23 protein-coding genes are annotated in these 23261 nt (G+C 35.8%); 11 read left to right on the forward strand and 12 right to left on the reverse strand.

The window, feature by feature from the left end; translation table 11 throughout:
* Nucleotides 1-13 precede the first annotated feature (13 nt).
* Nucleotides 14-1027, reverse strand: a complete 1014-nt coding sequence (gene arsB, locus V5290_RS02820) for an ACR3 family arsenite efflux transporter (RefSeq protein ID WP_333381643.1) — start codon at nt 1025-1027, stop codon at nt 14-16.
* 17 nt (nt 1028-1044) lie between these two features.
* Nucleotides 1045-1839 (reverse strand): metalloregulator ArsR/SmtB family transcription factor, encoded by a 795-nt coding sequence (locus V5290_RS02825; protein WP_333381645.1) that lies wholly within the window; start codon nt 1837-1839, stop codon nt 1045-1047.
* Nucleotides 1840-2153: 314 nt separating this feature from the next.
* Here V5290_RS02825 and V5290_RS02830 point away from each other — a divergent pair, with 314 nt between their 5' ends.
* The 4 genes from V5290_RS02830 to V5290_RS02845 all read left to right on the forward strand — a co-directional run bounded on the left by V5290_RS02830 (nt 2154) and on the right by V5290_RS02845 (nt 5947).
* Nucleotides 2154-2510 (forward strand): hypothetical protein, encoded by a 357-nt coding sequence (locus V5290_RS02830; RefSeq protein WP_333381648.1) that lies wholly within the window; start codon nt 2154-2156, stop codon nt 2508-2510.
* A 110-nt stretch (nt 2511-2620) separates the two neighbouring features.
* Nucleotides 2621-3211 carry a TetR/AcrR family transcriptional regulator gene (locus V5290_RS02835; protein ID WP_333381651.1) on the forward strand — a complete coding sequence of 197 codons (591 nt, stop codon included), beginning with the start codon at nt 2621-2623 and terminating at the stop codon, nt 3209-3211.
* Between the two features lie 315 nt (nt 3212-3526).
* A complete protein-coding gene (locus V5290_RS02840; RefSeq protein WP_333381653.1) occupies nt 3527-4075 on the forward strand; it encodes a carboxymuconolactone decarboxylase family protein in 549 nt (182 codons plus the stop codon).
* A 156-nt stretch (nt 4076-4231) separates the two neighbouring features.
* On the forward strand, nt 4232-5947 hold the full coding sequence (locus tag V5290_RS02845; protein ID WP_333381656.1) for a bifunctional UDP-sugar hydrolase/5'-nucleotidase: 1716 nt from the start codon (nt 4232-4234) through the stop codon (nt 5945-5947).
* Nucleotides 5948-6023: 76 nt separating this feature from the next.
* On the opposite strand, the gene yghU is transcribed toward V5290_RS02845, so the two are convergent.
* The 7 genes from yghU to V5290_RS02880 all read right to left on the reverse strand — a co-directional run bounded on the left by yghU (nt 6024) and on the right by V5290_RS02880 (nt 13613).
* The gene (yghU, locus tag V5290_RS02850) at nt 6024-6884 is read right to left on the reverse strand and encodes a glutathione-dependent disulfide-bond oxidoreductase (protein ID WP_333381658.1); all 861 of its coding nucleotides are present in this window, start codon (nt 6882-6884) and stop codon (nt 6024-6026) included.
* A 20-nt stretch (nt 6885-6904) separates the two neighbouring features.
* Nucleotides 6905-7582, reverse strand: coding sequence for a glutathione S-transferase family protein (locus V5290_RS02855; RefSeq protein WP_333381660.1), 678 nt, complete (start codon nt 7580-7582; stop codon nt 6905-6907).
* A 190-nt stretch (nt 7583-7772) separates the two neighbouring features.
* Nucleotides 7773-8273, reverse strand: a complete 501-nt coding sequence (locus V5290_RS02860; RefSeq protein ID WP_333381663.1) for a hypothetical protein — start codon at nt 8271-8273, stop codon at nt 7773-7775.
* A 174-nt stretch (nt 8274-8447) separates the two neighbouring features.
* Nucleotides 8448-10346, reverse strand: a complete 1899-nt coding sequence (locus V5290_RS02865) for a TRAP transporter fused permease subunit (RefSeq protein WP_333381666.1) — start codon at nt 10344-10346, stop codon at nt 8448-8450.
* A 241-nt stretch (nt 10347-10587) separates the two neighbouring features.
* The gene (locus V5290_RS02870; protein ID WP_333381669.1) at nt 10588-11517 is read right to left on the reverse strand and encodes a TAXI family TRAP transporter solute-binding subunit; all 930 of its coding nucleotides are present in this window, start codon (nt 11515-11517) and stop codon (nt 10588-10590) included.
* A 323-nt stretch (nt 11518-11840) separates the two neighbouring features.
* Nucleotides 11841-12494, reverse strand: a complete 654-nt coding sequence (locus V5290_RS02875) for a hypothetical protein (protein ID WP_333381672.1) — start codon at nt 12492-12494, stop codon at nt 11841-11843.
* A gap of 225 nt (nt 12495-12719) precedes the next feature.
* Nucleotides 12720-13613 (reverse strand): LysR family transcriptional regulator, encoded by an 894-nt coding sequence (locus V5290_RS02880; protein ID WP_333381674.1) that lies wholly within the window; start codon nt 13611-13613, stop codon nt 12720-12722.
* Between the two features lie 124 nt (nt 13614-13737).
* Between V5290_RS02880 and V5290_RS02885 the strand changes: the two genes are divergently transcribed.
* From V5290_RS02885 to V5290_RS02895, 3 genes are all read left to right on the forward strand, one after another.
* Nucleotides 13738-14727: a zinc-dependent alcohol dehydrogenase family protein gene (locus V5290_RS02885; RefSeq protein ID WP_333381678.1), complete on the forward strand. Its 990-nt coding sequence runs from the start codon at nt 13738-13740 to the stop codon at nt 14725-14727.
* Between the two features lie 66 nt (nt 14728-14793).
* Complete coding sequence (locus tag V5290_RS02890) at nt 14794-15588, forward strand: SDR family NAD(P)-dependent oxidoreductase (RefSeq protein WP_333381682.1); 795 nt, start codon at nt 14794-14796, stop codon at nt 15586-15588.
* 200 nt (nt 15589-15788) lie between these two features.
* Nucleotides 15789-16412, forward strand: coding sequence for a sulfotransferase family protein (locus V5290_RS02895; RefSeq protein WP_333381685.1), 624 nt, complete (start codon nt 15789-15791; stop codon nt 16410-16412).
* Between the two features lie 78 nt (nt 16413-16490).
* On the opposite strand, the gene V5290_RS02900 is transcribed toward V5290_RS02895, so the two are convergent.
* The gene (locus V5290_RS02900) at nt 16491-17249 is read right to left on the reverse strand and encodes a tRNA1(Val) (adenine(37)-N6)-methyltransferase (RefSeq protein ID WP_333381688.1); all 759 of its coding nucleotides are present in this window, start codon (nt 17247-17249) and stop codon (nt 16491-16493) included.
* Nucleotides 17250-17419: 170 nt separating this feature from the next.
* On the opposite strand from V5290_RS02900, the gene V5290_RS02905 reads away from it, so the two are divergent.
* Nucleotides 17420-18523, forward strand: coding sequence for a phosphoribosylaminoimidazolesuccinocarboxamide synthase (locus V5290_RS02905; protein ID WP_333381691.1), 1104 nt, complete (start codon nt 17420-17422; stop codon nt 18521-18523).
* 301 nt (nt 18524-18824) lie between these two features.
* Nucleotides 18825-19001, forward strand: coding sequence for a DUF2897 family protein (locus V5290_RS02910; RefSeq protein ID WP_333381694.1), 177 nt, complete (start codon nt 18825-18827; stop codon nt 18999-19001).
* 53 nt (nt 19002-19054) lie between these two features.
* Here the strand turns inward: V5290_RS02910 and bamC are convergent, their stop codons facing one another.
* On the reverse strand, nt 19055-20173 hold the full coding sequence (bamC, locus tag V5290_RS02915; RefSeq protein ID WP_333381697.1) for an outer membrane protein assembly factor BamC: 1119 nt from the start codon (nt 20171-20173) through the stop codon (nt 19055-19057).
* Complete coding sequence (gene dapA / locus V5290_RS02920) at nt 20170-21051, reverse strand: 4-hydroxy-tetrahydrodipicolinate synthase (RefSeq protein ID WP_333381699.1); 882 nt, start codon at nt 21049-21051, stop codon at nt 20170-20172. The genes bamC and dapA overlap by 4 nt, the downstream gene beginning before the upstream one ends.
* 279 nt (nt 21052-21330) lie before the next feature.
* Here dapA and V5290_RS02925 point away from each other — a divergent pair, with 279 nt between their 5' ends.
* Both V5290_RS02925 and V5290_RS02930 read left to right on the forward strand, forming a co-directional pair.
* Entirely contained in the window at nt 21331-22182 is an 852-nt protein-coding gene (locus V5290_RS02925) for a tetratricopeptide repeat protein (RefSeq protein WP_333381702.1), read from the forward strand.
* A gap of 205 nt (nt 22183-22387) precedes the next feature.
* Nucleotides 22388-23251: a DMT family transporter gene (locus V5290_RS02930; protein ID WP_333381704.1), complete on the forward strand. Its 864-nt coding sequence runs from the start codon at nt 22388-22390 to the stop codon at nt 23249-23251.
* Nucleotides 23252-23261 lie beyond the last annotated feature (10 nt).

The following is a 23261-nucleotide window of genomic DNA, read 5'->3' on the forward strand; positions in this document are numbered from 1 at the left end:
ATAGATAAAAGTGTTATGAAATAGGGTTGCGTTTCGCTCTATTTAAAATAGCCACTAACGACAACATTATTGGCACTTCTACTAATACACCAACAACAGTGGCAAGAGCAGCACCAGAATGTAAACCAAATAGTGAAATAGCAACCGCTACGGCTAATTCAAAAAAGTTAGAGGTACCAATTAAACACGCTGGTGCGGTTATGTTGTGCGGTAGTTTAATTCTTTTCGCAATAAAATAGGTAATGATGAAAATACCGTAGGTTTGCAAGATTAATGGGATAGCAATCAATACAATAGTTAGTGGCTCTGCAATAATTGTATTCGCTTGAAAACCAAATAATAGAATCACTGTTGCTAATAAACCAATAACAGACCAAGGCTTAACCCTTGTTAAAAATACATCAATTGACTTTGCCCTTTTATCGAAAGCTTTGCGTGTCAGTCCCCCTGCGATTAAAGGCAATAAAACATATAAAACAACCGAAATCATTAATGTTGCCCAAGGCACCTGAATATCGCTTACACCAAGTAAAAATGCTGAAATAGGTGCAAACGCAAATATCATAATGACATCGTTAACAGACACTTGTACCAGAGTATAATTTGGGTCACCTTTAGTCAGTTGCGACCAAACAAAAACCATTGCAGTACAGGGTGCAACACCCAATAAAATCATACCCGCTATATATTCCTGAGCAGAATCAGGATCAACTAAATCAGCAAACAATAAATTGAAAAAAAACCAACCTAGCGCAGCCATGGTGAAAGGTTTAATACACCAATTAATGATGACCGTTAATATTAACCCTTTTGGATTCTTCCCAACATCTTTAATAGACGAAAAATCTATTTGTACCATCATTGGGTAAATCATTAACCAAATACACACGGCGACTAAAATATTAATATGTGCGAATTCAAAGCTTGCTAAGGTTTCAAATATATTTGGTTGCCATAAGCCGAATAAAACTCCAATAGTGATAGCAATTGCAACCCAAAGTGACAAGTAGCGTTCAAATAATCCCATGAGTTTTTCCTTAATGTTTATTTACAAAAACTTGCACGATCAGGTCTATTTTTCATCGCCGATAATCGTTGTAATTCGACGCTAATCGTCTGTACATTACTTTCTGTCGTCTGAGCAATCACCGTTTTAAGCCACAGAGGAAGTTCTGGGTTAATTTTATAAAATACCCATTGCCCATGTTTTCTATCTTTAATGATGTTGGATTTTTTTAATACAGCTAAGTTACGGGAGACCTTTGGTTGACTCTCCTCTTGCAATGCCACCATTAACTCACAGACACATAACTCTCCGTGATAATGTGAAAGCATCAATGTTTTTAACCTTATTGGATCCGTTAAACACTTAAAGAATTCAGTTAAAGGTGCATCAATGGAATTGTCTTTAACTTGTTTCTTGTGCTTTTGTTCTACTAACAAGAACATCCCTAACCGTGTATTTAATTCATTCAAGGTTTTAAAGAAAGGTTGATCACCTGAACGGTTTTTAGGATCAGGGAAATCCCAAGCAAGTTGTTTGCCTGCATTTGGATAACTCCTACATTCAACACTGGCTTTATCACAAAGAGAAATAACATAATCAAACATGACGCCATCAAAAGAAGCTACACTTTTAGAACTTACTTCTTTTACGTCAATACCATATTTCCTTAACGCATCTATTGCCCTGTCATCAACCTGTTCAGGTTCCGTACCTGCACTGTAAACTTCAAATGAATCACTCGCTTTATGTCGCAATAGCGCCTCAGCCATTTGTGAACGAGCAGAGTTACCTGTGCAAAGAAACAGTACTTTTCTTTTTGTTGAATTATTCATTATAAATGACCATTAAATTAGAAATATACGAACAATGGTATATATGAAAAGTTACATGTAAAGGGTTATTCATAAAAATTTGAACCAAAAGTAATGGGAATATGTCTATTGAGTTGTTTACAAGGTATGACGTATCTCTCTTAGACACTTATTTTGTTGAGAATTAGCGCATTTATTTTTATGATAAATTGACTACATCCTTGTATTTGTTTCTATATTTAAACGGTAGACTGTTAATCGTTATACCTAACCACTATTTTTATCAGTAACGTCATTCAAATTTACTGTTATTAACGCTTTATAATGAGTAAATAATGAAAACATTACATAAAATTCACAAAGCCCCTATTCGAGTTATTCGAATTCAAAAACTAGCAGCAAGGCTCAGAACTAAAAGAGCGATGCTTAAATTGAAGATAGCACTTGCCCAAGAAAAACAAGAAACGAAACTAATGCTAGTTATTTATAAGCGTTATACCAAAGGTCAAGCTTCAAAGTCCGAAATGAAAATAGCTAACGAACAATTTTTAGATATCTTAAAAGGATTAGGTTTAGGCGTATTTGCATTGCTACCTTTTGCGCCTATCACTATCCCTATTATTGTAAAGTTAGGTAAAATGGTTGGTGTTGAAGTGATGCCAAGTGCTTTTCATAGTAAAAAAGATAAATAACCTTTGTTTCAGTTATCCCTGTTAGGAATAAATTAACCCGCAAAACTTGGTAAGCGTATTATTTAGTTATATAATGAACGAGTGTTCCATTAAAAATAATAAGATTGCAGATGAGTAAAGTTGCCAAGTTTGATAGAGAAGAAGTAATACAAAAAGCCACTAATTTATACTGGGGTAAAGGCTACCACGGTACTTCTATGCGCAATTTACAAACAGCTATCGATTTACGCCCTGGTAGCATTTATGCAACATTTGGCAGTAAAGACAATTTATTCAAAGAGTCTATCCAATATTATGCAAATAAAACTGGTGAAGTCTTAGAAACCTGTTTAGATGAAACAAGTTCTCCTTTAGAAGGACTAAAGCTTTTTATCAGAAAACTGGTTATTGAGAATTTAGAAGGTAAACCAAGTTGCATGTGCATGATTGTTAAGTCTATTTCTGAGTTAACTGACGCTGATAACAAAGAACTATTAGATGAAGCGAAACTATTGTTGGCAAATGTAGAGAATAAGTTCGCAGAAATCATTACCGAAGCAATTGAACTTGGTGAAATTAACTCAGATAAAGATGCAAAAGAGTTAGCTAGTTATGTGCAAATACAAATCATAGGGTTAAGAACCTATGCCCGAGTTAATAGTAATATTGAGACCATTAATAAGTTTGTAAATGAGATTTTCATCGGTTCTCCCTTTCACTAATTACTACATTCGTAAAACGACCAACAGCTATTATATTTAATTAGTATATCCATATCCTTAGAGCAACCGATATAATAGCTAAACCTCTACACATTCCCTCTGCTGCTAATCATTATACTTAATGTTTATTTAAATAAAGTTTAATACTTTCTACTTTACTAATTTCTCGCTCGTATTTTATTCATTCAATTAAACTCAAACCTAATTTGAACGATCGTTATAAATAACTTGAACACTCGTTCACAATGAGCTATGATGAACTCACTGATTGAACACAATCTTTAAAATTCATTTTTCACTAGAGAGAGTAAAGTAATGAGCAAATTTCAAATTCATACAGTAGACACAGCTCCTGAACAAAGTAAGCCTATTCTTGAAGGTGCCGTTAAACAAATGGGTGTTGTACCAAACCTATTCGGTACAATGGCTGAAGCACCAACTATTCTTAAAGCTTACACACAACTACATGAACAGTTCACTAATACTTCTTTTGATGCTGAAGAACTAACAGTTGTATGGCAAACAATTAATGTTGAACACGAATGTCATTACTGTGTACCAGCACACACAGGTATTGCACATTCTATGAATGTAGATGCTGCATTAACTGAAGCTTTACGTAATAGCGATAAAATGCCTACAGCTAAGTTACAAGCTCTACATGACTTTACCCTAAGCATGGTACGAAACCGTGGTAATGTGCCAGCCGCTGATATGGATGCTTTCTTTGCAGCAGGTTATGGCCAGCAACAAGTATTAGAAGTTATTCTTGGGTTATCACAAAAAACAATTAGTAACTACGTTAACCACGTAGCTAAAACACCGGTTGATCCAATGTTTGAATCATTTGCTTGGGAAAAGTAAGTAATTGTTAGGTTAAAACCGTTAAGGGGATTTGTTGTAATGACAAGTCCCCTTTTTTATTGACGATTTTGTTGATAATCATTTATAACTTTTAACCATAGTGTTAGCCTATCTAATTCGCATTACTATTGATATGAATACTCATCAAGAAGGCTTATGATTAAAAACAATAAAGCAGTGCAGTTAACACTTGCTCATATTAACGATACACACTCCTACTTTGAACCTCATGCGTTGCAACTACAATTAAACATAGCAGGTAAAAGTCTTTCGCCGTATGTCAGTAATGGCGGTTTTTCTCGCATTGCCACCAGAGTAAAACAATTAAAAAGTGCTGCTGAAGAACAACAAAGAGGTTTTTTGTTTTTACACGCAGGAGATTGTTTTCAAGGTACCTTATATTTTTCATTGTTCAAAGGTAAAGCAAATGCTGAAATGCTCAATGCATTAGGTATTGATATGATGACCATAGGTAATCATGAGTTAGATATGGGTAATCAACCAATTGCAGATTTTCTTGACCGTATAAAGTTCCCTTTATTGGCTGGTAATTGGAACCTTTCAAATGAATTAACCACAAAGTCACATCAATTAAGTAATCGCGATAATCTACTTTCCTATCAAGTAGCACAAAAAACGGCTAAGTGGATAACCCGAGAAGTCAATGGTGAACCAATTGCTTTGTTTGGTCTGTCTATTGATAAAATGATGGATATCGCTAATGTAGATCCTGATACTCCGTTTGTTAATGCCATTGAAACAGCAATTAATACTGTAAAGGCAATTCAATCATTAGGCATAAATAAAATCATCTTATTAAGCCACCTTGGTTATGAAGGAGATAAAGAGTTAGCAAAATTGGTAACTGGTATTAGTTTAATTGTTGGCGGTCATACGCATGTGCTGCAAGGTGATTTCAGTGATATTGGACTTAAGCATGAACCAGAATATGGCGAATACATTAACAACACTTATATTGTTCAAGCAGGCTGTCATGCTCAAGCGATAGGTCATTGTCACATTGACTTTGCAAAAGATGGAACTGTCATAACTTTTACTGGTAAAAATGAATTACTATTTGGTCGTCGACTATGCAATGAAAAAAGTTTACTAAATACACTGGATGGAGAACTTGCAATACAAGCCAGTGCATACCTTGCTGATCATGACAATATTGTCATCTGTAAAAAAGATCCTTTGTTACAAAGTCTTTTATTAGACAAATATGTCCCTAAAGTAAGAAAATTGCAGAATACTATTATTGCTACTTTGCCTCAGGATATGCGACATATTCGTATCCCAGATGAAAAAGGAGGTAGCGAACTGGTACCTCTAGTTGCTGAATCGTTTTCATACATGATGAATAAACTTGGACATCAAGTCGATTTTGCCATTCATAATGCGGGTGGTATTCGTTCATCATTAAATCAGGGACAGATATCAATTGCTGACATTGCCGGTAAGTTACTTCCTTTTATGGTACCAATTGGTGTATATCGAATTCAAGGTAAATTTATATCACTTGCACTTGAGGGTGCAATCAATAATGCAACTAATAATGGCGTAGTCGGTAGCGGCAGTGGAAGCTACCCATACACGCATAATCTTGCATTTACTTATTGTTCAGAACGTCCTATTGGCGAGCGTATTACAGAATTAACAATTTTTAACCCAGATAAGGGGTGGATCAAAGTACAAGCAGAAACTTTTTATCACGGCACTTCTTCAGCCTATACCATGAAAGGAAAAGAAGGCTACGACGCATTAACTATGATGCAAGGTGAAGGGACAATTACCCAATATTCGATGGCAGATTGTTTTATCGATATGATTAAACAGTACCCTGAGAAGTTGAATATCAAAAATCAATAAATATAAAAAAACGGTTTAATAACGTCATGTTATTAAACCGTTTTTAAATATAATCACTTTTAAAAGGGTAATTATATTATTGAGGCTTTTTGGCTAGCACTTTATCAATATCTTCAGCTGAGTGACGCTCTTCAACTTTTTCCCACTCTTCTCCAAACGGACGATTAACTGTACGTCCTCGTTGGAAACCTTGACGTTGTTCAAGTTGTTTAGCCCAACGCATTACATGAGTATAGGTTTCAACTTGCAAGAACTCAGCAGCGTCATATAAGTTACCTAACACTAAATTACCGTACCAAGGCCAAATTGCCATGTCAGCAATAGAGATTTCTTCGCCAGCGACAAATGTATTGTTAGCTAACTGTTTGTCTAATACATCAAGTTGACGTTTAGCTTCCATCGCAAATCGATTAATTGGGTATTCAAACTTTTCATCTGCATAAGCATAGAAATGTCCAAAGCCACCTCCTAAAAATGGTGCAGAACCTTGTGCCCAAAATAACCAGTTAAACGTAGTCGTTCTTGCGACACCTGAAGCAGGTAGAAACTGACCGAACTTCTCCGCCAAATGTACAAGAATAGAAGCAGACTCAAATACATTGAGATCTTGATCAGCCGTTTTATCAACTAATGCTGGTATTTTTGAGTTCGGATTGACACCGACAAAGCCAGATGAAAATTGATCACCTTCACCAATATTAATTAAATAAGCATCATACTCAGCTTCACTAATGCCTAAAGCTAATAACTCTTCAAGCATAATAGTCACTTTCTGACCATTAGGAGTCCCTAAGGAATACAACTGCAACTTATGCTCTCCGACTGGTAACTCTTTTTCATGAGTAGCACCAGACTCCGGTCGATTAATGTTAGCCCATTTATTGCCGCCATTAGTATCATGTACCCAAATTTTAGGTGGGACATATTGATCAGTCATATTCGCTCCTTATTAGTTAATTAAACTTTTGGGTAGTTTGATGGGAAGAAAGCACGTTTAGCATCTTCATCAAACTCTTTTTTAAATTCAACATCGGATGCAATATTACGAGCTCGTGCCACAGCAGGACGACTATCAATACTGTCAAACCAACGTTTTAAATTAGGGTAAGGGGTAAGCCCTTCTTCACCTAATACAACTGTTGCTTTATCAATCCAGCCCCATGCAGATACATCTGCAATAGTGAATTCATCACCTACAACAAAATCACGACCTTCCATATGAGTATCTAATACTTCATAGTGACGCTGTGCTTCACGAAGGTAACGGTTAACTGCATAGTCTAAGCCTTCTGGCGCTGCATGTCTAAAGTGTACGCTTTGGCCTGAGTAAGGACCTAAACCTGATGCAATGAACATTAACCAAGAAAGCATTTCAGCACGATCTTCAGGTTTGCCAGCTAACTTGCCAGATTTTTCTGATAGGTACATTAAGATAGCGTTAGAATCGAAAACACGTGTTTCATCGTCAGTAATTGCAGGTGCTTTAGCATTAGGATTAATTGCTTTATATTCAGGCGTGTGTTGCTCACCTTTTAATGTGTCAAGAGGAACCACTTCGTAAGGTAAACCAGTTTCTTCTAGGAAAAGTGCAACTTTCATTGGGTTAGGTGTATGGTGAAAATAAAATTTAATCATGTGAGGCTCCTCGTTAATTGAACACTCATTCAAACACAATCATAACGATCGTTCAAGTTATTTTAAAATAATCTAATATATAGAAATAATTTAAAAGTTAGCAAATACAAAGTAAAAAAAATTCACTAAAAATTACTTTAAAGTGAATTATAAAAAATAACTAAGAAAAGCTTAATTAATGTTTTATCAACTAATAATTACCTAATTCAAGCACAGTCGTTGCAGTTACTTCTTTCCCTTTCATTGCTTTAACCGTCACGTAGTAAGCGTGATCTTTAGCACCAGAGCATGGAGGCATATAAGCACCTTCTTTATCCCAACCTGGACTGCGATGAGCTTCTATCATAGTAAAATTTTCAGGTAAGTCATAAGAATGGCCAGGCACTTTCGGTAGAGTAACACTTGATGCCGTAGACATAATTTTATAACTCATAATCCCATGACCACCATTATTCATTTTTTCAGAATCTCTATCACTGTAAGCCAGCATGAGAGAATCTGAACCTGTTGGTATTGATGAAACCTTTAATGCTGGAGTCATTGGACTTTCTCCACCAAATTTCTGACATTGTTGACCTTTTGGTATCTTAACGCCATCCCATGCGGAATCAGTTAATTCAACTTCAATTGCTGATGCGTATGAAGAAAAACAACCTGCGACAATAACCGTAGCTAACACTTTATATTTCATAAAAAACTCCTTTTTTCTGTCATGATTTTAATAATGCCCTGTGGCATATTAATATTATCCGTAACCACGTTAAATTGGGGTTATCAGATCATAAAGCGATTTATTAATCTGTATGCAGTAAAGTTTGCGTTCTTTACTGCAACTGAAGTTATCTTAAATAAACTATTGAATGTTTTAAATGACTTCCTGAGTTAATACACTCTCATTTTTTGAAGCACGTATATTAAGTAAAGTGATCACTACAATAAGCGCTAAGCCAATAGCATTAATATATGGGTAATGAACTAACATAGCAAAGGCAGACACTAATAACAGCATGCGAGATAACATCGGTAATTTCGTTGCTAAACGCCCTTCTATACAGCCAGCAAAAGCAACAATTAATCCAACAGTTAGTACAATTGCAACAATGAAATCGACGTTCTTACCTTCCATCCAAATTAATCCAGAGAATGCCATCATAATAGGGATGATAAAGAAGCCTTGAGCTAATTTAAACGCTTGAACCGCTGATTTCATTGGAGACGTATTGGCGATACCAGCAGCAGCAAAGGCAGCAAGTGCAATTGGTGGAGTCACGTTAGACGTTTGTGACAACCAGAATACAATCATATGTGCAGCTAATAAGCCTACACCTAGTTCTGTTAGACTTGGTACAGCCATAATCGATAATACAATATAAGCAGCTGTCACAGGTAACCCCATCCCAAGAATAACAGCAGCAATTGCAATTAAACCTAATACAGACCATAGGTAACCACCTGATAGCGCCATCAAGAATTGCGTAAATTGAAGGCCAATTCCAGTTTGTCCAACCACACCAACAACAATACCAGCAGTACCACAAGCGACACTTATTGGCAGAGCCAGGATTGCACCTTCTTTCATTCCTTCAAAGAAAACAGAAACAGTAATACGACTATGTTTACGACACATTGCAGCGACCAAGATTGCAACACAGCCAGTAATACCAACCAAAATAGGCGAATAACTCATTAGCAATAAGCTGGTTATCAATATCAATGGTACTAAGAAGTGCCATCCATCTTTCAATACGACTGTTATTTTCTCAGTGACATCCATCCCTTTAAGGCCTAATTTACACGCCATTAAATGAACGTACAGTAAAGTACAACCGAAATATAAAATAGCTGGAGCAATTGAAACTAATAAGATTTCACTATAAGGAATACCCGTAAACTGCGCCATCACGAATGCCCCTGCGCCCATGACAGGTGGCATAATTTGACCTCCTGTTGAAGCAGCGGCTTCGATCCCAGCAGCTTGCTCAGATTTATAACCAAGCTTTTTCATCATCGGAATAGTTAACGCACCAGTGGTTACTGTATTTGCAATTGCAGATCCTGAAATAGAACCTAAAGCAGCAGACGCTAATACACTCGCTTTTGCAGGACCTCCACGGTATTTACCAGCCAGTGAAAAAGAAGCGTCGATAAAGAATTTACCAGCACCAGTCACTTGCAAGAAAGCACCAAATAATACAAAGATAAATACCACACCTGCTGCAATCGCTAAAGGTGCCCCATAAATACCGTTTGTTGAGAAAATATGAAACCTGACTATTTCTTCAATTGAAAAACCTTTACTAGCGATTGAACCAGGTAAGTAATTACCAAAGATTGCATAGGCTAAAAACAAAGCAGCGATAACCACCATTACCATTCCGACTGTTCGTCGTGTTGCTTCCAATAGAAGCACCATAATGATTAACCCTGAAAGTTGATCCAATGATGTCAATCCATCCATCAGGAACATGATGTCATCATAATCAAATGAGACAATATTATAAGACGCCCAAGCTATGGCAGCTATACATAGAATATCTATACACCGGCCCATTAGATAGATAGCAGTTGATTGCCCTTGCTTAATTAATGGTAAGGTTAAAAAAACTAAAATGAGAACCCAACTCAAATGGATGGGTCTAAATACAGGTGCAGATAAATCAGCAGTAATCCCCTGCCAAATTTGAAATACTGAAAGAGAGATTGCTGCTAATGCGGCTATTAATACTAGTTTGTCTGAACACCAGCGCGTTGTTGATTCTGTCATGCTTTTCTCCGAAGCGTATATCTAATACCAATCCTTTGTTACGTTAAATCGGTATATCTTATTAATTTGCAGACAATATATGTTATTAAAGTTGCATTTTTATATTAAATAGAAAGTAATAGGTAGTTAATAATATGCGGTTGTTACAATTTGTTAAGTTGAATTAAAATAAAAATGCTGCAACTAATAGTTAGTCACAGCAGGCTGTTTTTGCTTTTAGGTATAAATTAAGACTACCTTTTTATTGCATTTTCTCTTTGAAAAACTTCATAGAGCCTGGGTGTAGGTCAACACCTTCAAGTTTATTCATATTTTCAATAGTCGTAAATTTAGTCACGCTGATCACTTGATTGATTTCATCCATATGTTCGAAAGCAACTTTGGTCATCTGATACGCTAAATCAGTATCCATATTCTTATTGACTACAAGAATATTCCATACTGCTGGCGCACTGAAAGCAGCAACGCCTTTATAACTTTCGGCAGGAACATCAATTGATTGATAAGAAGCATTGTTCTCAGAAACAGCTTTCAACTCTTCTGCAGTAAAAGATAAAATACGAATTTTGTTAGTAAAAGCAAGCTCTGTAATAGCACCAACACCAACACTCCCTACAATTGCGCCAGCGTCAATTTGACCTGCAGCGATTGCATTCGTAGTTGCCGTGTAATTCAATGATTGAGCTTCAATATCACTATCATTAATACCTAACGCCGCTAATATATTCGTTGAGCTGACACGAGTACCCGAACCTGGAGCTCCTAAAGATACTTTCTTACCTTTTAAATCTTTAATTGATTTGATATCAGAATCAGCAGGAACGATAAATTGAACAACATTTGGATAAAGCGCGAATAATGGTGCAACATCCATTTTACGTGGGAAAGGTTTTACGCCTTCACTTGCCTGTAAAACGACGTTACCCATTGCAATACCAGCAAGCTGTTTTTTAGCTGCGACTTTAATCGTATTTTCTACTGATGCAGCAGTTACTTCAGCACGCATATCGAAGTCATCAATATTTTCACTCCAAATTTTAGCTAAGATACCGCCTAATGGATAATAAGTACCACTCTGACTCCCTGTCCCTATCGTATAATTTTCAGCAAGTGCGTTAAAAGAGAATAAACACGCTAACCCTAGGATTCCATTTTTTAAAGTTTTATTCATTGTGATAACCTCATTTGTATACGTTATTCATGTTATTGAAATGTTAGATATGTGTAACTGATCAAGACTAACATTTAACTTAACAGACACAATGCTTGACTTCACAAACTAAAATTTAAAGAGTTAACATTCACATTTAAGATTAAATATCACACAGAATATGACCACTTATTAATTAGTTAGATTAATTATTGCACTTCCCATTGGATATTTATTCAATACAAAACTTTTCAATAAAGAAAACGACTATTTTTATGAACAACAAACATACTGTAAAAATAAGGTTAGTGTTTATGACAAAATGATTTTAAAAGAAATATGAACTAATAAGTTGTGACACCATCAAAGCCTTCATGGTTTTGCATTCCTTCTTCAAAATCAGCGACTTTAATAAAGTGAACGCCTGTGTATTCCATTTCACGGATATAATCAACAATACGTTGGTGAAAATAGATATGTAGCCCCTTAACATTATCTATTTTAAATATTAACCGTTCATCTTCTGGCATTCCATTTAGGACTGCTTCAGAAAGATAAGGTTTATCAACTTTATTATCATCTCCCTCTTCCCAGTACTTAGGATTATTTTCTATTACGCTTTTATCAAAATCTAAACAATCTAACCTTTCATAACAATGAATGACCGATAAGTTTTCATGCCAGTTATCATCATCGTCAATATAAACAGCAGGAAACACTTGGATACCTGGAATATTAAAACCGCGCAAAAATTCCATCATCTCATTGGGTATAATCATCTCCCTTGTTACCAACATAATGTCAGGAATAGGCTGTTTAACGCCCTCTTTTTTATCTTCTTCTTTGTAGGCATTATGGTAAAACATCGGTCCATCAGCAGGATTAAGTTTTTTATGTCCACCACGACGCATTACCGTTTTCTTATCCATCCCAACAAATAATTTACTGTCATCCATGGCTGCGAACGGCAGGTAGTATTCTTGCTCGTATTTACTCATGTCTCTGGCTCCAGTTTGTATTTTTAACTTTTAACTTTTCATAATATTAGTTAACTCGGCGCTATAAAGGCTTAATATCGATATTCATTTTTTAAATATGAAAGTGTGAAAATAATAGATAAGGGCTGAACTTCCATTAAAAATAAATAAATTATTAACTAATATTTAAAGCTGATAAACAGGTGTTTAGTTCAAGCACAAAGAATGCAGAACATTCATTTACGATCACACTTCCCATCGATTATTATTTTCAAAATATTCCTTACAATAATCAATAAATGCCCTAACTTTAGGCGCAACTTGCCGAGAACTTGGGTAAATTGCCCAAATAGAAGTATCACTGGTTAACGGGTAATCTTGTAAAATTTCTACCAGTACTCCGTCACTTAATTGTTGATGAGCTATCCACTTTGAACAAAGGGTAATGCCTAAACCATTAATACAAGCATCTCTGATTGCTTCTCCGTTATCCGCACTTAAGTTGCCTTTTGCTTTTATATTTAGCTCTTTACCATTATCATCGAAAATCCAATGATCGAGACCTGTTAAGGTGAGACATTGATGTTGTTTTAACTGTTCAGGATGTGTAGGTATTCCATTGGCTTTTAAATATTCAGGGGAAGCACAGATAATACGTTGATCACTGGTTAACTTACGGGCAATTAAACTTGAGTCTTTTAATTTTGAGTTTCTAATTGCAATATCAAAACCACCTTCCACTAGGTCAACAATAGAGTCAGATAACTTCAAATCAATAGTTAATTTAGGATGCGCTTTTAAGAAATCAGTTAATGCAGGAATTAAATGTATTTTGCCAAACGATGCAGGGGCAGAAACCCGTAATCGCCCTTGCAATATATTCGTTTCTTTACCTAAAGAAGCTTGCGCTGATAGTACACTGGCAATAACATCCTCGGCATAAGGTAAAAATGCTTTTCCTTCCTCAGTCAATGAAACTTTACGTGTAGTACGATGAATTAGCCTAACTTTTAGTGCCTCTTCAAGCTTATTGATATGATTACTCGCCACTGCGGCAGATAAACCAAGCGCCTCGCCAGCAGCACTAATATTATGGGTATTAGCAATGCGTACAAAAAGTTTTAAATGCTCAATATTCAATTTAAACGCCCCTATTATCAATAAAAAATATAAAGTGATTCATTATATTGCCATATTATCAAATTAGTTATTAGATAATATACTTATTTCACTTACTAAACATTGGCATATAAAGGTGAACATAATGAAAGCAATGATATTGAAAAGTTACGGCGAAGAAGCAGTATTTGAACAAACTGAAATTGCACAACCAACTGTAAAAGCTGGTCATGTTGTTATCAAAGTATCTGCAACCAGTGTTAATACTGTTGATACTATGATCAAATCCATGGGCGAAGCCTTGGCTGGATTATCGCCAGAACTACCTGCTTTGTTAGGGATGGACTTTGCAGGCACAATCACTGAAATCGGTGAAGGTGTTGAGAATTACCAAGTTGGTGATGAAGTTTATGGGTGCGCTGGTGGTTTAGCTGATTTACCTGGAGCATTAGCTGAGTATATGCTTGCAGACGCAAATTTAATTGCGCTTAAACCTAAAAATTTATCAATGCGTGAAGCAGCTGCATTACCTTTGGTTGGTATTACGGCTTATGAAGGCTTACAAAGAGCACAGGTTTCCACAGGTAAAAAAGTACTAGTACATGGTGGCTCTGGTGGTGTTGGCCATATTGCTGTTCAGCTTGCTCATCATTTTGGTTGTAAAGTCTATTCTACTGGCGGTGGCGACAAGCAAATTGCCCTAATCGAACAATTAGGCGCAACGGGTATCGATTATAAAACTGAAAAAGTGGCTGATTATGTCGAGAAGCATACCAATGCAAAAGGGTTTGATATTGTTTTTGACTCTGTTGGTGGGGAGAATTTATTAAACTCATTTGAAGCAGCGACAATAAACGGACAAATAGCGACAACTACGTCTATGCTGTCACTTGATTTATTGCCAGCACACATGAAAGGTTTGTCGTTGCACGTTATATTTATGCTTATCCCAATGTTGCATAACACTAAACGTGAAGAACACGGTGCCATTTTATCTGAATTAACGAAGATTGTTGAATCTGGTGGCTTAATACCGGTTTTAGATGAAAATCATTACTCATTTGAACAAGTAGGCGATGCCTATGCTCGACTTACAAGTGGCCAAGGTATGGGTAAAGTTGTAATAGAGATTTAACCCTTCATTTATCTAATTGACCAATTCATTAACATGATTTGGTCAATTAATGTCAGGAGTATTTGCATGAAAAAAACAATTTTAATTACCGGTGCAACAGATGGTATTGGCCTAGAAACAGCTAAAAACCTAATTAATTTGGGCCACCATTTAATTATTCATGGTCGTAATAGTGAAAAATTAACATCAGTTAAGCAACAGTTATTAGCAATATCGAATGATGCATCGGTAGATACTTTTCTAGCTGACTTATCAATCCTCAGTGAGGTAAAAACACTGGCTCAGAATATTTTACAGAAATACAGTCATATTGATGTGTTAATTAACAATGCCGGTGTTTTCAAAACCAATGAAACTAAAAATGCACAGGGCTTAGATGTTAGATTTGTCGTAAATACCATTGCCCCTTTTTATTTAAGTGAAGCTCTTTCATCAATCTTAGGTACCAATGGGCGAATTGTTAACTTATCTTCAGCTGCACAATCGCCAGTAAATATTGATGCATTACTAGGCAAAACTAATTTAGACCCTATGCAAGCGTATTCTCAGAGTAAATTAGCAATACGTTTATGGAGTGATACATATAGAAAAACCGAAGGTAATCCAGTCTGTATTTCAGTTAACCCAGGGTCTCTATTAGCAAGTAAAATGGTAAAAGAAGGGTTTGGAATTGCAGGAAGTGACTTAAGTATTGGTGCAGATATTATTACCAAAATTGCTTTATCTCCTGCAATGCGCGCACACAATGGCCAATACTTTGATAATGACCAAGGTCATTTCTCAGAGGGTATTATGTCTGAGTCATATGATCAGATGGCAACCCAGCTCATTGACTCTATGCATTCAATTCTTAATGTTTAATGTTTAATGCGTAAACCTAAGCTAATTAGTTCTTAATATTAATAGATTACCTACTTATATGGGTGATGTACTCACTATAAGTAGAGCCCTTTTTTATATTCTATTTTTTGATATCGAACTATTAAACAATGTAACTGTTATACTTTGAAGATAAGTCGTTATACTGAGCGATAATTCACCTATTAAGAACGAGTAAAACATTGAGTAAAATATTTATTATTGGCTTACCCCGAACGGGTACAACGAGTATTAGTGTTGCGTTCTTGAATTTGGGTTATAAAGTGGCTCATACCGCTTTCACAAAACAAGCCTTTAATTTAGCGGAAGTGGTTACTGATTGCCCGTGTTTTTCTGACTACCAACAGTTAGATAAACTATTTCCTGATGCACGTTTCATATATTTGACAAGAAACTTAAATGTTTGGTTACCCTCTATGCAACGTCTGTTGACTAGAATGCTTCCCGAGCTTGGTTTAAAAAATGGCAGTTTTAGCCCGGTGTTAAAACGCTCATTTGAGCAAACCTTCGAATTAACTCACTCACAACTTCTCACTGAAACGCATCTTACAGATTGTTATCTGCGACACCAACAAGCTGTGTTAGCGTATTTTTCTGGTCGTTCTGATTTTCTATCTATTGATATTGGCCAACCGTCAAGTTACCAATTGTTATGTGATTTTTTAAACATTAAAGTATCTGATAAAAATACCTTTCCACATGTCAATCAAGGCCAACAAGTCGCACATTGGAAATCAGTTAAGCATGTTAATAAGATAAGCAGCTTTAGCGCTGGACCAGAGCACCGACAGTTTTTTAATTATTGAGCAATGTTGATATAGCTCTTGATATAGCTTTTGACATAGCTCTTAATATAATTTAGGCAATTTGCGGCCCTTTCTAACTTACATTTTTAAATAAAATGCCTTAGTTAATTCAACAAAATCAGTACTGTAGTTACCGCCTTCATGAATAATTAAGCTACTTTTTGTAACGTTAATCAAAAGGTTAGATTTATGTTTAGTGAGCTCTATTAATAAGCGAGTGGCTGGTTTATTTTGCTTGGTATGAACCATGGTTAGCTTAGACAAACTTAAAAACGTTTCAAATTTGTCGTTCACCTCATCTAATAAATCTATCATGGCTAATCCCTCCTTCGTCGGCAAAATAAAACTAGCTGTTCCTCCTAATTTTAAGACTTGATGACAATCGTTTAGTAAATTGTAATGGGATAAACTGGAAGTATGCCGTGCTAATGCACGCTGTGTATTTAGCGAATGTTCGCCACTATTAAAGTAAGGCGGATTACAAATAATCGATGAAATCTCGGAGTTGATGCTAGGTTTAGTATTGAGGTGACCTTCAACAAATGATTGTAAAGATTGATGTTTAATCGTTATACGTTTATTCCAAGGTGTTTGATTAACGTTTTCAATGGCAGCTTTAAATGCATTTTGCTCAATATCAAGACCTATTATAGATGCATAAGCGTTACGTTGAGCACACATAATACTTAATAATCCAGCTCCACAACCAATATCTAAAATACTGTCGGATTGTAAAATATTAGCCCACGCACCAAGTAATATTCCATCTGTACTCACAGGCATTCCACACTGTTCTGTATTAATATGGAATTGTTTGCAAGTAAAACCTTTACTCATTAAGCCACTCCCTTGTTCATTTTGACCCACATAGAATAATATAGAAAAGCGTTATTATACTGATATGGCGGCTTTTTGGCATGAATACTGACGATGAATCTGTTATTATTCGCGCCTTATCATTTCTTGCAGAAATTTCTGCTCACTTTGACTTTTTATAGGAAATATTTATGAGTCTTGCCGATAAAGTATTAGCTGTAAACAACGACTTACCAATTCGTACAGATCAGCCAGTCCACAGTGGTAAAGTGCGTTCAGTTTATTGGTTAACAGCCGAAGATAGCAAACGTTTGATTGAAGAAAAGGGTTACGATGTTGCTGCGGATGCCCCGTTAGCAATCATGGTTATCAGTGACCGTATTTCAGCGTTTGATTGCATTTGGCACGGTGAAGGAGGCATGAATGGCGTTCCTGGTAAAGGTGCAGCTTTAAATGCGATTTCAAACCATTGGTTCAAACTGTTTAAAGAGCAAGGCTTAGCAGATAGCCACATTTTAGATATCCCACATCCATTTATTTGGATCGTACAGAAAGCTCGTCCTGTTATGATTGAAGCTATTGCTCGACAATACATTACAGGTTCAATGTGGCGAGCATACTCAAATGGCGACAGAGAATTTTGTGGTATCACTATTCCTGATAATTTACAAAATAACGTGAAATTACCAGAACTACTGATCACCCCTTCTTCTAAAGGGATCCTTAAAGGCATTCCTGGCGTTCAAGAAGTTGATGATGTTAATGTTACCCGTAAGAATATAGAAGACAATTTTGCTGCGTTTAACTTTACTGCAAAAGCACATATTGATGACTATGAAAAACTATTAAAAGAAGGTTTTGATTTAATCAGCGCTGAACTAGCTAAGCTTGACCAAATTTTCGTAGATACTAAATTTGAATTCGGTTATGTTACAGATAAAGCTGGGAATGAAAAACTGATTTATATGGATGAAGTTGGAACACCTGATTCATCACGTATATGGGATGGTCCTGCTTATCGTGAAGGTAATATTGTTGAAAACTCCAAAGAAGATTTTCGTCAATTATTATTAAAGCATTTCCCTGATCCAGATATTTTATTAAATAAAGATCGTATGGAAGAACGTGCAGCACTAGCCAAGAATAATGCATTGCCTGAAGAAGTATTAATGCAAATATCTAAAACATATACAGGTATTGCTGAAAAAATTATTGGCAAGCCAATTGTGTTATCAGACAATCCCAAACAAGAGATAATCGATATTCTTCGCGCACAGTACAATTTAATAGATTAATATTATACTAATTATATTAAATAAGTGATCTAAATTCTACGCAGGAAAAATGACTGAGTTCAAGGCATAATTTAAGCCTTTCGTCGATTAACTTCGTTAATAGTCTATCGGAGAATTAACGGTAAGATGTTAATTCTTTAATAGTTGATCTGTTTGCGAAAATTGCAACGAAGAAATAAGTTGTTTTAACAAGTAAAATAGAGCAGTTAATTAGTGTGATTGGTATTAAATACATGTTAAAGATATTTCAGCAGGACTTAGTTCCTGCTTTTTTATATCTTCAGTTTTCTAGGGAGCTATTATGTCTATCGGTTGGGTTATATTTATTATTGTATTAGTACTGGGTATTATTCTCAGTAATATTTTATTGCTGAAACAAAGTGCAAAAATGAAAGTACCGGACCATGTACTGAAAGCAATTAAAGAGAAACAAGATAAAGAACAAATAGAAATTGATAGCAAAAAAAAACCTAAGTAATACAACTTAGGTTTTTCAGATAGATATTCATTAAGCTAGTTTTAACGAATTGACTATAGTGGTTTTGTTTGACTGTCTTTATCTAAAATTACACTACGTACATTATCAGTAATGCTAAGGTATAATTCAGTAACCTGTTGATTAGTCAATGGCTTCTTATCTTCATCTAACCAAGTAATTGAAGTGTCTCCTCCAACTAACTCGCCAAGTTGAATAAAGTATTCACCCTCTTCTAAGGTAATTGGGTTAAGGTTATTTTCTTGCCAATATTCTGCATCTTGTTCAACAAAACGACCTAAGAAATAACCAAGGTTTTTGTCACTATCAACTAATTTAAAGCTCATTAAATTTAATAATGAAGGTAGTTTAGCCCAAGATTCCAGAAACTCTGCGTCAACAATCCAAGCCGTTTGATGATTATCGTCAAAACCTAATTTAATTGGTAATGGACGATTATCTTCAAATTGTTTCGCTTCTAACTGTTGCTTAATATTGGCAAATTGTAACATCTCATTGATGAATCGAATTTCAACGCTGCGTTTAGCTCGGCCCTCTAGCGTGTTCTGTACTTCATAATCATCATTTTTCTCTTGAAAACTTTGCACATCAACCATTAGAGACACACTGTGATTATCTGGTGCAGTCTCAATTTCTAATTGATATTGCCCTTCTTCGTGCGCGACACTTTTAGTCAAACTACCGTAAGAACGCTCAGTAACGATTAAACCAGTATCAATTTGAAGTGGTGATTCCGATTTGATATTAGGCGTTGCATTTTTATAAGCTAAAAATTGTAACACTAGCTCTTCCACTTTTTCACGGTGGTCACTATCAGCTTTAAATGTATTGAACCATACTTTAGTTTTCGATTTACTTGAATCTAAAATAACACCATCTAACACCGGCATTAATTGAGCTGGAGGACGTACATCAACATCTTTTCCTAACAGACCAAATTGGTCTTGGTCTTTAGTTAACGAGTTGATATCAAATACAGACCTTTGTTCAATTTGTGGGATGTCCCCATGATCATATTTATCTATTAATTCAACATCTTGGTAGTCAAACTCACCGCTCGCCTGTGTTCTTGTTTCAAAGCGAGCACAGCCTGTAACAACAGTTGTTAAAATAACAACTCCTGCGATTTGTGTTAATGCTTTTTGTCTATTCATGAAAGTAATTTTGCTTCAATTAAGGCATTACGAACAATTGGTTGGAACTGTTCTGATAATGTAGTCAATGGTAAGCGTAATGTAGGAGTAGGAATCAAGCCTAGCTCCGCACAAGCCCATTTTACTGGAATTGGATTCGCTTCATGATATAAGTGAGTATGAATTGGCATTAATTGTGCATTTATTGCAAGTGCTTTTTCATTTTCACCGGCAAGTGCATAATCACACATTTGTGTCATTTCTGCAGGCGCTACATTAGTCGATACAGAGATAACCCCATGACCACCTTGTAGCATAAACTCACAACCGGTTGCATCGTCACCACTGTAAAGTAAGAAATCCTCTGGAACAACAGCTTTAATATCAGCTAATCGTTGTAGGTCACCTGTCGCTTCTTTAATACCAATAATGTTTGTCAGTTTTGCAAGACGAGCAACCGTTTCAGGTAACATATCAACAGCGGTTCGACCTGGTACATTGTACAGAATTTGCGGTAACTCACATGATTCTGCAATTGCTTTATAATGTTGGTATAAACCTTCTTGCGTTGGTTTATTGTAATAAGGAGTTACATTTAAACCAGCAACAATTCCACTGTTAATGAATAGTTTACTTAACGCAATCGCTTCTGATGTTGAATTAGCGCCATTACCAGCGATAACAGGAATACGACCAGCAGCATAAGCAATCGTTCGCTCAACTACTTTAACATGGTCATCAACACTGAACGTTGCTGACTCTCCAGACGTACCTACTGCTACAATGGCTGCCGTCTTTGATTTAATATGAAACTCTACGAGCTCTTTTAATGCAATATAATCAATTTCGCCAGTCTGATCCATCGGTGTCACGAGTGCTACAATACTACCTGTTAACATGTAAATGCTCCTTTTATTGAGCGTGTAATGTTACTTTTGCAAGCCTTTAAAAACAAGAAGAAAAACAAACAGATTCACGCTCAACTCAAATATTTATTAGTTTTTTGAAATACTAACCGTAATTGCTGATTTATTAACCTTTGCTGTGTTGCGTGATAAAAAACGCAAAATGAACAGTTTGTTATGAATTATTCTTCAGTGTTGAATAGAGACATCTTAAAGCTTGATGAGTTTCAATCTTCACGTATTATTATGAATTTTTTAAACAATGAGGTAAATATGCAAGCAGACATTTTCGACATCACTGCTCAAGACTTTCAAACTGTGGTTGCAGACGGTTCAAAAAATAAACCTGTGCTTGTCGTTTTTTGGTCTAGCCAATGCAATATTTGTAAAACATTACTTCCAGTACTTACTCAGTTACAACATGATTACGGTAATGGGTTTACACTTGCCAGAGTAAATTGTGATACCGAACATCAAATTACTCAACACTTTGAAATTAAGAGCGTCCCTACTGCATACATGTTTGTAAATGGACAAGGTGTGGATGGGTTTGCAGGTGAACAGACACCAGAGTTTCTTAATGACTTAATTAAAAAACACCTCCCTGATCCTGCTTTAGCATTATTAACTGATGCACAAACGTTATTCGCTAAAGGTGAGCTAGTTGAAGCAAAAGAAACGTTACTTCAAGCACAAAAATTAAATGAACAAGACAATCAAATTAAGTTAGCACTAGCACAAGTGTATTTAGCACTGGGTGAATTTGAAAATGCTAAACCAATCCTAGATAGTATTCCTGAAGCCGATCAAGATATGCTTTACCATAGTTTAATAGCGGAATTAACTGCGACTGAACAATCAGCTCAAACACCAGAAATAACTGCATTAGAAAATGCTTTAGCCAATACGCAAGATGTACAATCAGTACAATACCAATTAGCCCTACAGTATCAGCTAGTTAAGCGTTATAAGGAAGCCCTCAACCTTTTACACACTGTGCTTTCAAAAGATCTAGGTTACGACAATGGTGAAGCCAAAAAAATCATGTTGGATATTCTAGAAACTACTGATGATAAGGCACTTGTCTCTGAGTACCGTCGTAAACTCTACAGCCTACTTTATTAAAACAAGCCTGTTGCTAACTCCACTATAAAAGTGGATCTTCAAAAAGCTAAGTGCGTGACCAATTAAAGACAATGCAGTCACGCAACTGCTTATTTATAAGGAGTTAAGTCGCTAAATTAGTATAAGTCATACAAATAAAGCTAGTTGTAAAAAAGTAATTCAGTATAATGCCTCACCTTTTTATCCAGCTATTGACGTATCATTCATGCAACAAAAGTCAGTCACCCAAGCTATTTTATTATTAATTTTAGCTAATCTACTAGCCTCCTTGTCAGATGTATCTCTAAAAGTACTTAATGGTGAAGTTCCAACGTTTCAGTATGTTTTTATACGTCAGGTGATTAGTTTATTGTTCATTGCACCGTTATGGCTGAGATTACCTAAGCAAAAATATAAAGATGGCTTTGATCAAATTACCTTTTGGCGAGCACAATTTATTGTGGGAGGAAGTGCCTGTGCAATGGTTGCTATTACGCACTTAACATTAGCAACAGCAAATGCAATGTTTTATGTAGCTCCATTAATGATGCTGCCAATGTCCATTTTAATTCTTAAAGAAACACCACCCATTAGTAAATACATCGCAACTGGTATTGGGTTTATTGGAGTGTTAATTGTGTTAAGGCCTGAGCAATTTCATTGGGCTGCAATTATCGCACTAGGCAGCGCACTAACTTTAGCTTTTTGTAATGTGTTTATACGAAGAATCCCTACTGGCCAGCATTTAATTTCGACTTTATTTTGGACAACAATAATGACTCTGCCTTTAGCGTTATTATTATCGTTATTTAACTGGCAAACGATCTCAATGGTTAATATATTATGGATTGTGGCGATTAATATATTTGTATTGGGTTACCACGCATTAGTAGTCATTGCCTATAAAAAAGCAGATGTTAGTCATATTGCTTTAGCTGAATATTCTGGTTTAGCCTTTGTTACAGTGTTTGGGATCATTTGGTTTAATGAAATTCCCGATATATTAACAGCACTTGGTATTTTATTAATTGTACTGCCTATGATGCCTTTACCTTGGAAAAAATGGTTAACCAGTATAAAACAAGCATAAAATATTGTGG

The organism is Psychromonas arctica, assembly GCF_036697365.1.
GTDB classification, from domain to species: Bacteria; Pseudomonadota; Gammaproteobacteria; order Enterobacterales; family Psychromonadaceae; genus Psychromonas; species Psychromonas arctica_A.